Origin of the sequence: Pseudomonas muyukensis (assembly GCF_019139535.1) — a bacterium.
GTDB classification, from domain to species: domain Bacteria; phylum Pseudomonadota; class Gammaproteobacteria; order Pseudomonadales; family Pseudomonadaceae; genus Aquipseudomonas; species Aquipseudomonas muyukensis.
On sequence record NZ_CP077073.1, the window covers coordinates 2962926 to 2977934 of the forward strand.

General features: G+C 63.0%; 11 protein-coding genes and 2 pseudogenes. 3 read left to right on the plus strand and 10 right to left on the minus strand.

What is annotated here, in order from left to right; translation table 11 throughout:
* The first annotated feature begins 312 nt into the window (after positions 1-312).
* Positions 313-1623, plus strand: a complete 1311-nt coding sequence (gene mdlD, locus KSS95_RS13525; RefSeq protein WP_217847588.1) for an NAD(P)-dependent benzaldehyde dehydrogenase MdlD — start codon at positions 313-315, stop codon at positions 1621-1623.
* Between the two features lie 96 nt (positions 1624-1719).
* Here mdlD and KSS95_RS13530 read toward each other — a convergent pair.
* The 3 genes and pseudogenes from KSS95_RS13530 to KSS95_RS13540 form a co-directional block, all read right to left on the minus strand.
* Positions 1720-1908, minus strand: a pseudogene (locus KSS95_RS13530) (IS630 family transposase); the annotation flags it as partial.
* A gap of 48 nt (positions 1909-1956) precedes the next feature.
* Entirely contained in the window at positions 1957-3780 is a 1824-nt protein-coding gene (locus tag KSS95_RS13535) for a YaaW family protein (RefSeq protein WP_217847589.1), read from the minus strand.
* 70 nt (positions 3781-3850) lie between these two features.
* The gene (locus KSS95_RS13540) at positions 3851-4273 is read right to left on the minus strand and encodes a hypothetical protein (RefSeq protein ID WP_217847590.1); all 423 of its coding nucleotides are present in this window, start codon (positions 4271-4273) and stop codon (positions 3851-3853) included.
* 312 nt (positions 4274-4585) lie between these two features.
* Here KSS95_RS13540 and KSS95_RS13545 point away from each other — a divergent pair, with 312 nt between their 5' ends.
* Positions 4586-5242, plus strand: a complete 657-nt coding sequence (locus KSS95_RS13545) for an HD domain-containing protein (protein ID WP_217847591.1) — start codon at positions 4586-4588, stop codon at positions 5240-5242.
* A gap of 495 nt (positions 5243-5737) precedes the next feature.
* Positions 5738-6040 carry a DUF3077 domain-containing protein gene (locus KSS95_RS13550; protein WP_217847592.1) on the plus strand — a complete coding sequence of 101 codons (303 nt, stop codon included), beginning with the start codon at positions 5738-5740 and terminating at the stop codon, positions 6038-6040.
* A gap of 147 nt (positions 6041-6187) precedes the next feature.
* Here KSS95_RS13550 and KSS95_RS13555 read toward each other — a convergent pair whose 3' ends face one another.
* The 7 genes and pseudogenes from KSS95_RS13555 to KSS95_RS13585 form a co-directional block, all read right to left on the minus strand.
* Positions 6188-6952 carry a hypothetical protein gene (locus tag KSS95_RS13555; protein WP_217847593.1) on the minus strand — a complete coding sequence of 255 codons (765 nt, stop codon included), beginning with the start codon at positions 6950-6952 and terminating at the stop codon, positions 6188-6190.
* Between the two features lie 65 nt (positions 6953-7017).
* Positions 7018-7293 (minus strand): annotated as a pseudogene (locus tag KSS95_RS13560) (PLP-dependent transferase); the annotation flags it as partial.
* Positions 7294-7371: 78 nt separating this feature from the next.
* The gene (locus KSS95_RS13565) at positions 7372-8190 is read right to left on the minus strand and encodes a hypothetical protein (protein ID WP_217847594.1); all 819 of its coding nucleotides are present in this window, start codon (positions 8188-8190) and stop codon (positions 7372-7374) included.
* 241 nt (positions 8191-8431) lie between these two features.
* Positions 8432-9358 (minus strand): SCO family protein, encoded by a 927-nt coding sequence (locus KSS95_RS13570; protein ID WP_225935588.1) that lies wholly within the window; start codon positions 9356-9358, stop codon positions 8432-8434.
* 155 nt (positions 9359-9513) lie between these two features.
* Positions 9514-12909, minus strand: a complete 3396-nt coding sequence (locus KSS95_RS13575) for an Ig-like domain-containing protein (RefSeq protein ID WP_217847596.1) — start codon at positions 12907-12909, stop codon at positions 9514-9516.
* A gap of 287 nt (positions 12910-13196) precedes the next feature.
* Entirely contained in the window at positions 13197-14090 is an 894-nt protein-coding gene (locus KSS95_RS13580; protein ID WP_217847597.1) for a dihydrodipicolinate synthase family protein, read from the minus strand.
* Between the two features lie 33 nt (positions 14091-14123).
* Complete coding sequence (locus KSS95_RS13585) at positions 14124-14906, minus strand: aldolase (RefSeq protein ID WP_217847598.1); 783 nt, start codon at positions 14904-14906, stop codon at positions 14124-14126.
* Between the last annotated feature and the right edge of the window lie 103 nt (positions 14907-15009).

Here is a 15009-nt window from a genome sequence, read left to right on the forward strand (position 1 = left end):
ACATAACTCATTGATACTAAACGAATTATATGGATTTTAATGAATGTGGCATACCTCTTGCTCTTGAGCTTCGCCTCCCTCCAAATGAGGTTGAGGGCACGATGGACAATGCTCATTCACAGGAGCAGACCAGGACCCTGAGTACCCGTAGCAACACGCTAGGTATCACTCGCGCCCTCGAAGGAGTTTTGGGCAGCGGCCCATCGCCTGAGCAGCAGCGGCACAGCAGGCCGCGGCGTCATGTGGCGACCGGTCGACACCCTTCGCCCCGGCCGCTACCAATCGAACCAGCAACACAAAAAAGGTACACCCATGAATTATCTGCCCACGACGGCGATCGACGCGCTGTTTTCAGCCCAAAAGGCCTTCTTCGCCACTCGCGCAACAGCGGATGTCGGCTTTAGAAAAAATGCGTTGAAGCAGCTCCGAGCCGCAGTAGTCAAGAACCAGGAAGCCCTCTATTTGGCTTTAGCTGAAGACTTGGGTAAAACCAGGGAAGTGGTTGACCTGGCCGAGATCGGTGAGGTTCTGCATGAAATAGATTTCGCTCTGGCGAACCTGGATGAATGGGTCGTTCCGGAACCTGTCCCGACTCCGGAGATCATCGCTCCATCGGAGTGCTACATCGTCCAGGAGCCTTACGGAGTGGCCTACATCATTGGCCCGTTCAACTATCCGGTAAACCTCACACTGACGCCGCTCATTGGTGCCATCGTTGGCGGTAATACCTGCATCATCAAGCCGTCGGAGACCACCCCCGAGACCTCTTGTGTCATCGAGAAAATCATTGCTGAGGCATTCGCCCCAGAATATGTCACTGTCGTTCAAGGTGGGCGGGACGAGAATACCCATCTGTTGAGCCTACCTTTCGACTTCATCTTCTTCACGGGTAGCCCAAACGTGGGGAAGGTGGTCATGAAGGCGGCAGCGGAGCACTTGACACCCGTTGTGCTAGAGCTCGGGGGCAAGTGTCCGCTTATGGTGCTGCCTGATGCTGACCTCGACCACACGGTCGATCAGTTGATGTTCGGTAAATTCATCAATAGCGGCCAAACCTGCATCGCTCCCGATTACCTCTATGTCCACAGCAGCGTCAAAGACGCCCTGCTGCAGCGCCTAGTGGACAGGGTCAAGGTCGAACTACCAGAGGTCAACTCGACCGGCAAGATCGTGACCGCACACCAGGTTGCACGCTTGGATTCTTTGGTTAAGGAGACACGTGGTAAGGTTCTAGTCGGCGCTCAGGCCGACCTAGACAAGCGCGCGTTCAGTGCCACGGTAGTGGACAAGGTTCAATGGAATGACCCGCTGATGGCTGAAGAGCTATTCGGGCCAATTTTGCCAGTGCTTGAGTACGATGACGTTCCCACCGCTGTAAATCTGATTAACCAGCATCACCCGAAGCCGTTGGCAGTGTATGTGTTCGGCAAGGACATTGAGCTTGCCAAGGGCATTATCGACCAGATCCAGTCTGGGGATGCGCAGGTGAACGGCGTGATAGTGCACGCGTTCTCTCCGCACCTTCCTTTTGGTGGTATCGGCGCATCCGGCATGGGCGAGTACCACGGCCGCTTTAGCTACCTCACCTTCACTCACAAAAAATCCGTTCGCGTAGCTCCCTAGGTCTAACCGGCAGTAGGACGCAGCTTTAGTTGCGTCCTTACGGTTCGCCTCAATTGAGCCGTACCTAGTGTGGTGTTTCAGAAATACCCCTGAAAATCATTTGCCCAGCGCTCGCGCCGCGCGAGCGACTGAGGCAAGGATGTCCTCGGCCTTTTTGTGCCACCGAAATGGCTTCGGGTTCTGGTTGTCGGTTTCCAGGTAGTACTCGATCGACGCCTCCAGGTCCTTAACGCTGACATGTGCCTGCCGCTTGATCCACTTCTCGCTCAGTGTTGAGAAAAACCGCCTGTGCCATCCTCCGTTTCGCTTACTCCAAAGCTACGTTGCTCGCCCTCAGACCGCCCGTTCCAACAGTTGGGCTTCAGCGATCTGCCCGTTCTCATAACGCAGCAGTACCTGACGCTCCCCTTGATCGAACAGCGACTGCTGCAGTTGCTGGGTGTCTCGCGGGCCTTGGGTCAACGCGCTGGTCAGGCTGTCCAGTTGCGCCGTGAAGCGCTGTTTCAGCGAGGCGTCCAGGCTGAACATGCGTGAGCTGGTCAGTTCCATCTGCGAGTTGTAGATGCTCCGGCCCTGGTTGCTGATTTCCTCCAGCTGGTCGAGGCTTGCGAGCGCCTTGGCCGCCTGGGCGCGATAGCGTTGCAGTGGCTCGGCCAGGTAGCGCAAGGCACTACTGACCACTTGCAATTGTGCGGTTTGCAGGTAACCGCTGACCCAGCCTTCCATCTTCGTCAGGCTGTCCTGCAATGCCTGGCGGGTGCTGTCCACACCGAACAGCTTGTCAGCCTGCACAGCCTGGGCGCGCTTCAGTTCTTCGTTCATCTTGCGAGCGAAATACTGGGCCAGGGAGGTGATCTGGCTATGGTGATTTTCCAATGTCTGGCGGGCAGTGCTGTCGATGCCTTCTTGCGGATAATGATCGAGCACGCCTTGGGTGTACTCGAACATCCCGGTCAGCTTTTCCCACTGCTTTTCGTCCAGATCGTGCTGCACGGCATCCAGTTGACGCTTGATGGCGTTCAGCTTTTCGTTGATGTCGTGCAGGTGTTTCTGGCCCACCGCCGAGGACACCGCGTTCCACACCGCGCCACTGAGCAGCACGTTCTGCAGGTCTTCAGGCAGCGACAGGCTGGCCTGTTCACTGATCTTGCCGCCGGTACGCACGAAGGCCCGGACGCTGCCGTCGCCGTTGGCGTTCTTGGTCAGTGTCTCGAATGGCAGGCTGCACATCACGTAATTGCCGCTGGCCAGCTCGCCCATGGCGGCCAGGCCGGGCACATTTGCCAGCAGCGGGTTTAGCGCACTGATCTGGTCGGTTGGTAGTGGGCGGTGGGTACCTGCGGGCGGGCGTTGCAGCAGGTTGAGCGTGAGCAATGTGCCACCCTGGCCGTCCTGGATCTCCAGGTCGGCCGTGGTCTGGGAAGCGGTGGCCGCTGGCTGGGTGTCGGGGCCTGTGGCCGGGGGCGCGGCGGGCGTTTCCCGGCGCAGGCGGATCCAGCCCATCTGGGCAACGAAGGGCACGGTCACGCGGTAGGCTTCAGCCACGCTGCTGTGCAGGCCCACGCCCGCTGTGAAGGCGGCGCCAAAGGGGTTCAGGCGCAACCCGGTGGTCGCGGCCATGGTGAACAGTGCCGCGCTGCGCGAGGCGGAAAGGCCGATCACGCTGGCGGCCCCTTTGGGCAGCGCTTCTTCAAGTTTGAACAGCCCGGTCAGCACCTTGGTGCTGGTGGCCCGTTCGAAACGCTCGCTGGCCGGTAGCTCCCGCCAGCCTGCACCGAACAGCGCCAGGGCGATCTGGCGTTCCTTGTCCGCCACGCTGGTTGCGCCGCTGCCATTGAGCTTCTGGTACACGTCGTTGACGATTTCGGCGTAGGGCACCGCCGATTTCTTTAACAGGCGGCGGGCCAGGTTCATTGCCGAATGCCCGCCGAACTGCTGCAGCTCATGGCCCAGCAGATCGAGTTGCTGCTCGGTATAGCCCGCAGGTCGCGAGCTGTGCTTGGCCTGTACCAGTTGCTTCTTGATGTCTGCATCCAGGCCGGCGCGGCCCCGGGAGAAGTCGGTGATGATGTCCACCAGGATGTCCACTTCTTCGGGCGTGGCGCTGATGAGGCTGGTGAACAAGTCGTCGTCGCAATCGATTCCTGAGGTTGCCATCGTGTGTCCTTACCTTCTGAACGGTGTATCGGGAAGAGGGAGCGGGCGCCCCGTGCGGGTTGGGGGGTGTTCAAGGCACCAGCCAGGTGCTGGTCGGCCTGGCCTCTCGCTGAATGGCGACAGCCTGGTAGTGCTCCAGTATCGGCAGGATGTAGGTGATGACGACGGTGCCTGGGCGGCCATTGGGTTGGCGTCGAGCGGCGTGGCAAAGTGGGCCGGCGTTATCTGGTGCTTTATTGGAGCGAATCTCCACAGCGTGTGCTTCACCGAAGTGTCGGTTGCTGGCCAGGTAATCCAGCGTTTGCTGGAAGGCCGCGCGGGTCAGGGTGATCGAGCTGTTGTTTGCGCCGGTTACCACGCGTACGTGGTTGTCGTTGACCGCCGCGATTCTGAAACGGGTATTGCTGGCGTTGCAGGGCGTTTGCAGCTCCGTGCCTTGCAAGCGGCTGATCAGTGCCCAGAGAGTGTTATCGACCTGGGTAATGTGCTGCATGGCGTCACTCCGTGTTGTTCGCTGGCCGTCTTCCTAGCGTAGCGTGGCTTGATGTCCTAATGACATCATCCTTTGGACTTATCCGTGTGACGGTCCAAGGGGGCCTGTAACCGTAATTAGCGTTGCCAAGGGGCCAGACCGCGTGCCGCCTGCAGCGCGGGGCAAGTCCTCTCCCACGATGATTCCCTGTACTGCCGACGGCGCTAGCGCCAATCTGGCAGGCCTGTATCCTTGCCTTCCATCAGCCCGCACGGACCTCTGCCGTCCGTGTCAGGCAATGTAATCAGGGATGATCAATGGAATGCAGCAAAGATGACTACCGAAGCTTTTGCCCCCTTCCAGCACTTGGCTGCTGACCTGTTCAAGCATTTATCGACGGACCAGGAGGATGGCTCCCACGACCTGTCCCATATCCATCGTGTCTGGGTCAATGCGCAGCGGATCCAGCGCGTGGAAGGTGGTGATCTGGAAGTGTTGCTCGCAGCGACGGTGCTGCATGATTGTGTCGCGGTAGAAAAGAACTCGCCGTTGCGGGGGCAGGCATCAACGCTGTCCGCGCAAAAGGCATCGTCGATTCTGGCTGAGAGAGGCTGGCCCTTGCCGCGAATCGAGCAGGTGGCGCATGCCATCAAGACTCACAGTTACTCGGCAGGTTTCCAGCCCTTGACCCTCGAGGCCAGGATTCTGCAAGACAGTGATCGGCTGGACGCGATTGGTGCTGTGGGGATTGCCCGGTGTTTCTACGTTTCCGGGCGAATGGGGGCGGCGCTGTATGATTTCCAGAATCCCAGCGCGCAAGGTAGGGATTACCAAGATGCAAGGTATACGCTCGAGCACTTCCATACCAAATTGCTCAGGCTGGCATCAGGTTTTACAACCCGTGAAGGGGCTCGCCTTGCGGCTGAGCGGCATGCGCGGCTTGAAGTGTTTGTTGCGGATTTCATGGATGAAATCGCGGGGCAGGGCTGAAAATACCGGGACCGTTCGCGATCCTTGCGCGACGCAAGGCCGCCCCTGCAATCAGGGCGGCGTTTAGTGCCTGGTCACGAAAAGCCCGGCGCTTGGCCGGGCTTGGGGACCGCTTTCAAAGCAGTCTTCACCGAAATGCTGCCTGTCTATCTCACCAGAGCAGGCTCCCGAGATTATCGAGCCCCGGCGAGCTGACGATTACTGCTGACATCGTACGAAATACCAACGCCGGGCAACGGCTGTAGCGTTCCTACATAGTGCATTCCGGTGTTGCTGTAGGTCATTTCCTAAAGGCCCATTTCCACCCGTTTGGCCATTGTGGCGGGGTGAGTCCGGGCTTTAGTCTCGCCTTGCCCGTCGCGCTCCAGCGGCAGGGGTCGACCCGGCTACTGGGCAGAGCATCACGCACGGATCGCGTGGTCTGGCCTGGTCGGCTCCAGGCGCTGGGCGTGGCGGGCTCTTGAATTTCCTAGCGGGTATTACAGGGGGCAGCGAGTGAACAAGGACGATTGGCCGCAAGGCCAGGGGCAATTGAAGATCGTCAGCCTGGCGGCACGTGCCGGGCGACATTCGATTCGCAACTGGGTACAGGCGATACCGGGCTTGCCAACGCGGGAGGTGCTGCAGGAAACCTCGGTCATCCTCGGCGTGATCACGGGCCTCACGCAGCAGGCACTGGTCAAGCCACGCGAGGCACAGACGCTGATGCGCGCCACCTACTACCTCAGCGGGCTGGCCAAGGCGATGATCGATGGCCAGCTGTCGGTGGTGCGGGGCGAAAAGGGCGAAGGGGAGTGAGCACCTTTCGATAGCCGCTTTCGAGCAAACGAAAGCGGCTTTTCTGTTGAGTCAGTTCACTGTGGCTTGCCTGGGAGCGGGCTTGCCCCGCGATTGCAGTGTCGGCCGCCATGGCGGGGCAAATCTTGCCATGTGCCAATCGGTGGCTCAGGCCCGGCGCAAGGCTGCGGCCAGGGCAACGGTCAACAGCACCGCCAGCAGCATCGCCAGGGTAATGGTCACGGCAACCCCCAGCGGCTCGAGCAGTGCTGCCACGGCCAGGTAGAACGCAATCACCCCCACCGCGCCAATCGCATTGCCCCGCACCATCGCCGCCATGCCTGCCCGGCCGGCCTGCAGATGGGCGAACACCATCAACGGCCAGGCAATCACCGGGATGGGCGCGAGCATGCCGCTGGTGGCTGGCCCCAGCCAACTGGCCAGGCTGGTGGTGACCATCAGCAAGGTGGTGGCGGACACCATGCGCAAGGGGATTTCCCAATAGCGGTGGCGCGCTCGGGCCAGGGTGTCGGGCTTGGGTTCGCGGCCGCTGGCGCGGATCAGCACACCGATCAGCAGCAGTGCCACGGCCACCGACACATACAGGTTGCCCCAATGGGTAAAGGCATAGGCCGCCAGCCCGTAGAACAGCACTGCCAGCAGCACCGCCGGGGCCAGCTCGACCTTGCGCGTGGCGTACAGGTAGAAGGCATAGGTGGCCTGCACCGCCGCCAGGCCGCCCAGCGCGCCGGGTACCGCGTTCAGGGCGAATGCGCTGCCCTGTTCCAGGCTCAGGAAGGTCATCACCAACCCCGAAGTGATCGGCAGGCCGGACAGCAGGCCGCCCAGCAGGCTGCCCCAGCGGCGCGCGGCGAGGGAGATGGCCCACATCAGCAGCGGGGTGACCAGCAGTTTCAGGTAAAGCAGGGTCATTGCGGGGTATCCAGGCTTGCAGAACGTGCGCCCGCCGTTGGCATTGGGCGGGCGCGGATGGCTCGGCCGCGGCTGGCCCCCAATGCCTGGGCCAGGTCGGCGATGATGTCGTCGCTGTGTTCGATGCCCATCGACAGGCGCGCCATGTCCCGCGGCACACCGGCCTTGGCCAGCGCTGGGTCGTTGAGCTGGCGGTGCGGGGTGGAGGCGGGGTGGCAGGCCAGAGGCTTGGCGTCGCCGATATTGACCAGTCGCATCACCAGTTGCAATGCATCGATGCAGCGCGCGCCGGCCGCCTGGCCGCCCTGGATGCCGCACAAGAGGATCGACGCGGTCTTGCCCGCGTCCATCGCGGTTGCGCTTGCAGGTAATGGGCTGCCGAGGCATGGCCGCGACACCCCGCTAACCTGGCCAAGCGCTTATTCAGTTGGGGCATCAGCACTGGCTTTGGTCAGGCGCGACAAACCCCGCAAGAGGCGCTGCCTGATGCCGTGATGAAGCAACAGTGGCAGGATATTCACCAGCAATACCGCGCCCAGATAGCTTGCCGACAGCGAGGTCGCGCGCAGATGGATGGCAATCGACAGCAGGGCGATCAGCACCAGGGCCCCGCGCCTGACGGGGGTGACCGCTGGGTTGTCGTTCAATAGGTAGCCGCCTAGCGCCAGCAGGAACGCAACGACGAAACCGAGCAGGGCGCCCACATACTGCGCCTGGCACGGTATGGCAATGAAATCGCGGCTGGCCGCGATCGTCAGGCCAACCACGCCAGCCAATGACGACATCATCACGAAGCAAAACAGCGCAGGCAGGTTTCGCCTTAGCCACGCGTACGCCAATGTTTCTTCCTGGGCTTCCCTTCGACGCGACTTGTTGGTGGTGACAAAGGCCGCCAACAGGCCGGCACCATAGCCACCTAGGGTCATGGCGGCGAAGTTGGTCAGCACCCCGGCCAGGTCGATGCGGATGGTATGGTCGTCGGCTTGATCCAACTTGCTCTTTTTCGTTCCGAGCAGGGCGCTGCGAACTTCATCGCTGATGTCTTCGCGCTTGAGTTTTTCATTGATCGCTGTGACTTCCTCCGCAATCACCGTCAAGGCCCGTTTGGCTTGGAGGCTGTCGGCTGTTACCGAGAAGAAGATGAACAGGGCACCTATCGTGGCGATCATGAAGCCCGCGAGATAACTCCAGGAAGTTCTGAGCTTGTACGGGATTGCGGCCGCGACAATCGCGAACAATGCCCAGACCAGGATAACTTGCAGATGGAATGCAGGCCCAGCGTCACTGAGCAATGGGGTAAGCAGGTACTGCTTGAGCACACTTGAAAGTGATAGGGGGCAGCCAGTCGGGATTACGTGCATCGTGCTTGTCTGGTACGCGTGGATACCAGGTTGCTCCTCAGTAGGTGACGCGCTAGCTTAGCGCGAGGTGCTGGCTAAATGATATTGGCTGACGCAGCGTATTGACGCTCGTGGGCGCTCAACGCTGCGCCGAAGGGGTTTGTCGACGCTGGGTTTCCTCGTCGAGATAGCTGAGCAGCGCAGATACTTCGATTTCCCCCAGGCGCATGTTCGGCATCGCCAGCTGGTTGTACTGCGCGTATAGCAACATGGCCAACGGGTCTTTCTCTGCCAGCATCCGGTCCGGTTCCATCAGCCAGCGTTTCAACCAGGCCTCGTCGCGCTGGCGGGTGACCCCGAGCAGGTCCGGGCCAATTGCGCGGGTGGCCCCGGGCTCGGCATCGCCGAGGGTGTGACACGATGAACAGCGGGTCCTGAACAGTTGCTCGCCGGCACTGGGTGGGCGGATCTGCGGGGCCTGGGCCTGGCTGTAGTCGTGGTGCTGGGCGCTGGCGGTCTTCCAGTTGTGCAGGCTGTTGGCCAGGCGATCGGCGAGGATGTACGGGCTTTCGAACGGCGAGGCTTTCATCCAGCGGCCGGTGGCCTGGTTGCCGATGATCAGGCTGAGGTTGTGGTCCTTGCTGCGGCCGTTCTGCAGGCCCTCGATGTACAGGCCCAGGCTGCGGCGCAGTTGCTCGATGTCGGCGGCCTCACCGGTGAGCAGGGTCCAGCCGGGGCCGATGGCGAACTTCTGGGCGTAGCGCTTGAGGGTGGCGGGGGTGTCGTTGTAGGGGTCGATGCTGATGGAGTAGAAGAAGATGTCCTGGCCGACGCGCTCGCCCAGCAGCTTCTGCACCTGGCGCAGGCGCGCGGTCTCCACCGGGCAGGAGTCGCCGCAGCCGGTGAAGATGAAATTGATGGCCACCACCTTGTCCTTGATCAGGTCGTCGAAGAAACGCACCTTGTCGCCGTCCTGGGTGAGCAGGGTGATGTTGGGGAAGTAGTCGGCGCCCCAGGGCGTGGCTTGCGCGGGCGTGGGAGGCAGCGAGCAGGGCAGGCAGAGCATCACCAGCAGCAGGCACAGCAGGCGGCACAGGCGGGGCATGATTCGACCCTCTCGATCGACAAGGACCAGGTGCAAGCGGGATGACCTGGGAGCAGGATGGCGTGGAGCGGGCTTGCCGCGCACGCCGGCAAGCCCGCTCCACGCCCGTCACAACATCAGCGCACGCTCACCGGCACGGTCACGCTCTGCCCCAGTGCCGATTTCACCGTCACCGAGGGTGGCGAGGCCGGGCCGCTGCCGGTGGTGGTCACCGACAACCGCCAACGGCCGCCGCTGCCGCTGGCACTCAGGGTGGCGACGCCCAGCTCCAGCGGGCCGCTGGTGGTGTTGGTGGCCACACGGATGCTGTTGCCGCTGTACACCGTGGTGGTGCCGGCGATCTCCCAGGTCCAGCGGCTGTTGCTGCGCAATTGCACGCTGGCGCTGCTGACCTGGATCTCATCCATCGGCAGCGCTGGCGACACCGCGATGCTCACCGTGGCCGGGGCCGCCGACTCGAGGCCTTTGGCATCGCGGGCGGCGTAGGTGAAGCTGGCGGTGAACGGGCTGGCGACCGTGGCTGGCGGGGTGTAGGTCACTTGGGTGCCGTTGCTGCTGGTTACGCCCTGGCCGGAATCGGGTTGGGCCAGGCTGCTGACGCTCAGCGGCAGGTTGCCGTCGGGGTCGGTGTCGTTGGCCAGCACGTTGAGCACCAGCGGCTTGCCCGCGGTAGTGGCGGCGCTGTCGTTGACGGCCACCGGTGGCTTGTTGGCGTCGTTGCCCGGGCCGCTGCTTGAGGTGCGGAAGCTCGGCAGGGCCGCGGAGTTGACGTATTGCACGCCATCCCAGCCCGGCAGCGGGGTCGGCATCAGCTGGAACTGGCCAGGGTGCTCCAGGTCCCAGCGCAGGAGCATGGACGTATCCTCGTGCTGGGTATTATGGCAGTGCTCCATGTAGGTGCCGGCGAACTCACGGAACCGAATGGCCATTTCCACTTCTTCCGAGGAGTCGGTGTCCGGGCCGATGCGGTAGACGTCCTTGCGCGCCCACTTTTCCCATTCCGGCGGCGCCTTGCCGTCGCGGCTGAGGATCACGCCTTCCTCGAAGTGCACATGCACCGGGTGGCTCCAACCGTTGCCGCCGTTCTTGATCTTCCACACTTCCAGCGTGCCGTCGCCGCTGAAGCCGCCGTCGGTGGCTTCGTTGGCCAGTTGCGGGGCGGCGCTGATACGCCGCGGGTCCATGCTGTAGCCGAAGCCACCGTCGGTCTTGATGGTCCAGGGGGCGCTGTCGGTGCCGTCGGAGCGGCCGAACAGGAACTCGCGATGGCGCGCGGCCTTGATCTTGGCCTGGTCGCTGGCGCTGTTGCGGTCGATCGGCAGCGGGATCATGGTCAGGCCGGCGGCCTTGCCTGGTTTGGCTGGTTCATACAGGGCCGGGTTCATGCTGACATCCTGGCCGCTGTAGGGTTGCACGATCAGTTGCAGGAACTTGCCGACCACCGGGTCGCCGCCGTCCCATTCCGGGCCCTTGCTGGTCTGCTTGATCACCGCCTTGTACTGCCCGGACAGCACGTCGGCCAGGGGGATGGCCCGGTTCGGGCCTTTGCCGCTTTCGTGCTCCATCAGGTTGACGAAATACAGTTTGTCGCCGACGGCAATGCCATTGCGGGCGAAGTTGATGATGATGTCGTAGCGCTCGGCAATGCCTTGCAGCGGCAGGATGGCGTTGTTGTCCTGCAGGTCGCCGTTGCCGTTGAGGTCCATGCTGCCGTCGAACGGCACGGCGTGTTCCATGATGTTGCCGTCGTTGCCGATCATGTGGAACGGCACGCGGTTATAGGACAGGTTGGAGCCGGCCGGGCCCTTGAACTCGCCGCTGTTGCCGGCCACTTCACGGACCACGGCGAACTTGAAGTAGCGCGACACCGAGCCGTTGAGGATACGAAAGCGATAGCTGCGCGCGCGCACCTTCAACTTGGGCTGGTACTGCCAGTTGACCAGGATCTGGTCACCGAGGAAGCCGTCGGTGTTGAACGGGTTGAACCACAGTTGGCCGGCGGCGTCCCAGGCCTTGTCGGCCACCACCAGGTTGACGTCGTAGTCGCGGTTGCCCCAGGGCATGGCGCTACCGCTGGGGAAACGCAGGTTGACGCCGTCCTGCAAGGCTTCGTTGCCGCGGTCCAGCGCCGAGTAGTAGTTCATCATCACCGCGTTGCCCTTGTAGACGTTCTGCGCGGTGAAATCGAGCATGTGGTCGTGGAACCAGTGGCTGCTCATGGTCTCGCGCCAGTCGCCGCGAATCTTGATGCTGCCGTTCTCGCAGGTTTTCAGGCCGGGCGAGGTGTCGTTGACGTACAGGGTTTCGCCCGGCGCGCAGGGGAACGCCGCGCGCGGGTCCTGGGCGCGGGTGTTGATGGTGTCGTAGCCGGCCAGCTGGATCGGCCAGCGGTAGTCGTAGTACTGGCCTGGGAAGAAGTAGGCGTTGGCGAAGCCGTCGCTCTCGGCCGGCGAGTGACCGTTGTGTTCGTGGGTAGAGATGGTGTGCAGGCCGAAGCCATTGTTGGCCGAGGGGTCGATGGGCAGGGCGTTGTAGTGGCGCATCAGCAGCGGCTGGCCGTAGCGCACCATCAGCAGCTTGACCGGGAAGGTGCCGTCGAAGGTCCACAGCGCCTTGTGGTTCTGTAGCGGCATCCTGGGGTGGAAGCGCGTGTCGATGCCCTTGGTGGTCCCCAGGGTGGTGGGGATGTCGGAGGTCTGGTAGTACAGGCCGCCGGGGGCGAATTCGCCCTTGGCGTAGTTGTGCAGTTGCTTGCGGTCGCGCAGGCCCTGGTTGATGCGCGCGCCGGCCTGGGCGGTCTTGAACGCGGCCTGCGGGTAGAACTCGTTCCAGCGCTGGTGCGACCAGCCTTTTCCTGGCGGCCGCCCTTCGGCGGGCGAACCGACGCCGCTGCGGTTGAGGAACATCTCGATCTGCGCTTTCCATGGGTTGCGGTCGAGCACGTTGGCGTACTGCGACGGGAACGGCGTCAGCCCCGGCTGGGTGAGGAAGGCCTCCAGGGCATTGCCGTTGGGGCTGCTGCGCGCGGCGTAGTCGGGGTCTTGCGCGGGCGCGGCACCGATCACGGGGGGCGGGAACGTCAGCGCGTAGGGCGGGGTGGCCGGGTCGAGCTTCTCCGGGCCGAACTCCTCGAACAGCAGCAGTTGCTGGGTGAACGGCTCGGCGCCGAACAGTGGGCTGGGCTTGCCGTTGGTGGGGTATTTGCGCGAGGTCTGCAACGTGGGGGGCAGCACGTTGTTGCTGGTCACCGTGGCCCGGTCGCCATAGGCGCCGTTGCTGAGTTCCAGCGAGCCCTGGTTGGCCTCGGGCATGGTCTTCAGTGCGTCCAGCGCCGCCGCCGCATCCACCGGGTTGGCTGGCGGATCGCTGTAGGCGGACGGGTCGGTGGGTGGTGGCGGGCTCACGTCGTCGAGCGACCCCGCGACCGCGCTGGCCAGCCCGAGGCTGAGCAGCAGTGCCGTGAGGGAGGACAACCTGAACACTGGGAAGGAGGTTGCTGCTGGTTTTTTCATTGCCGTATGCCCCGTGTTGTGCAGACCGGCATCTGGGCCACCGCACGGGGTGGCGATGTGCCTTGTAGGGGCTTGAGCAACGGCTGTGCCAAGAGGAAAATGGCGAAAAGCCACATGTTTCAAGATGTTGCAATAATGCGAAAGAGAGACGCTTCGCGGTTTGCCGCAAAGCTGGGGACAGGCACCCACTCCTGGGTGGGGAATGCCCCCCACATGGCCTTGCCATACCGGTGCCGCCTGCGGCCAAAAGGGGCGACATCATCTGTCGCCCCTTCGCGCTCAAGGCCTCAGCCCGCGTTGCCCAGCTGCTTGAGCAAGGCCTGCAATGTCGCCTTGCCCGAATCATCCAAACCGAACACTGGCCGACGTGGCTCGCCCACCGCCAATCCGGTCATCGCCAAACCGGCCTTGATGGTCGCTGGCAAGCCGCCCTTGAGGATGAACTCGAGCAAGGGCAACTGGCGGTAGAACAGGGCCTTGGCCTGTTCCAGCTCGCCGGCCAGCACGGCCTTGTACAACTGCTGGTTCAGTTCGGGAATCAGGTTGGCCGCCGCGGTGCACCAGCCCGCGGCACCGGCGACGAAGGCCTCCAGCGCCAGCGGGTTGCAGCCGTTGTAGAACGGCACCTGGCCTTCACCGAGCAACTGCAGCTTGTGCATGCGCTGGATGTCGCCGGTGCTCTCCTTGACCATGGTCACGTTGTCCACTTCGCGCACGATGCGCAGGATCAGCTCCACCGGCATGTCGGTGCCGCTGGTGGCCGGGTTGTTGTAGAGCATGATCGGGACATCGACAGCCGCGCCGATGGCGCGGTAGTGCTGGAGGATCTCCGCTTCGCTGAGCTTCCAGTAGGCCGCCGGCAGCACCATCAGCGCATCGGCGCCATGTTGCTGGGCAAAGCGTGCGCGGCGCACCGCGCCGGCAGTGGTCAGGTCGGAAACGCTGACGATGCTCGGCACGCGCTTGCCGATGCGCTCCAGGCTGTATTGCGCCACCTGCTGCCATTCACTGTCGCTCAGGTAGGCGCCTTCGCCGGTGCTGCCCAGCGGGGCGATGGCGTGGACGCCGCCTGCGACCAGGCGGTCGATGGACTGCCCCAGCGCGGGCAGGTCGAGCTGTTCGCCGTCGGCGCTGAACGGGGTGATGGTGTAGCCGATGATGCCGTGGAATCGATTAGTCATTGTGCAAGGCTCCGCAAGCAAGGCGTAAAGGGATCAGTTCAGGCAATCGGCGTGGCTGCGCAGCGCCTGCCGGGCGTAATAGTTGAAGGCGGCGCCGTGGCGCTTGGGCCGGTCGATCCAGTCGTGGGCGTCGCGGCCCAGCGCCGGGGCGATCGGCTTGATGGTGCCGGCGGCCATCGCCAGCAGTTGCAGGCGCGCGGCGCGCTCGATCAGCTGGGCGTAGACGCAGGCCTGCTCGATGCTGGCGCCGGTGGACAGCTGGCCATGGTGCGAGAGCAGGATGGCGCGCTTGTCGCCCAGCGCGGTGCTGATGATCTCGCCTTCCTCGTTGCCCACCGGCACGCCTGGCCAGGCTTCAAGGAACGCGCAGTCCTCGTAGAGTGGGCACAGGTCCATGTGCGAGACCTGCAACGGCACTTCGAGCATCGACAGGGCGGCCACGTGAGTGGGGTGGGTGTGGATGATGCAGTCGACATCCGGGCGAGCGCGGTACACCCAGCTGTGGAAGCGGTTGGCCGGGTTGGGCATGCCCTGGCCTTCGAGCACCTCGAGGTCTTCGTTGACCAGCAGCAGGTTGCTGGCGCTGATTTCGTCGAAGCCCAGGCCCAGTTGCTGGGTGTAGAAGGTGCCAGGTTGCGGGCCGCGGGCGCTGATCTGCCCGGCCAGGCCCGAGTCGTGGCCATGGTCGAAGAGAATTCGGCAGGTCAGGGCCAGCTTTTCGCGCACAGTCCACGTATTATCGGCGAGCGAGCCTTGCATCTGCGTCAGTGCCTTTTGCACCAGCTGGTCTTTGCTGAGGGTAAGGGTGTTGGCCATGGGGTTCTTCCTCTGTGGCGTGATGTTGGGTGCCAGGGCTGGCTCGCCCCCGAGCTTTGGACGGTGAGGGGGCGAACCATCAGATGACACAAATTATCCTATA

Coding starts and splice junctions, on each gene's coding strand:
- KSS95_RS13580 (WP_217847597.1), bottom strand. CDS start 14,090: ATGACTAATCGATTCCACGGCATCATCGGCTACACCATCACCCCGTTC.
- KSS95_RS13540 (WP_217847590.1), bottom strand. CDS start 4,273: ATGCAGCACATTACCCAGGTCGATAACACTCTCTGGGCACTGATCAGC.
- KSS95_RS13575 (WP_217847596.1), bottom strand. CDS start 12,909: ATGAAAAAACCAGCAGCAACCTCCTTCCCAGTGTTCAGGTTGTCCTCC.
- KSS95_RS13585 (WP_217847598.1), bottom strand. CDS start 14,906: ATGGCCAACACCCTTACCCTCAGCAAAGACCAGCTGGTGCAAAAGGCA.
- mdlD (WP_217847588.1), top strand. CDS start 313: ATGAATTATCTGCCCACGACGGCGATCGACGCGCTGTTTTCAGCCCAA.
- KSS95_RS13555 (WP_217847593.1), bottom strand. CDS start 6,952: ATGACCCTGCTTTACCTGAAACTGCTGGTCACCCCGCTGCTGATGTGG.
- KSS95_RS13570 (WP_225935588.1), bottom strand. CDS start 9,358: ATGCTCTGCCTGCCCTGCTCGCTGCCTCCCACGCCCGCGCAAGCCACG.
- KSS95_RS13545 (WP_217847591.1), top strand. CDS start 4,586: ATGACTACCGAAGCTTTTGCCCCCTTCCAGCACTTGGCTGCTGACCTG.
- KSS95_RS13535 (WP_217847589.1), bottom strand. CDS start 3,780: ATGGCAACCTCAGGAATCGATTGCGACGACGACTTGTTCACCAGCCTC.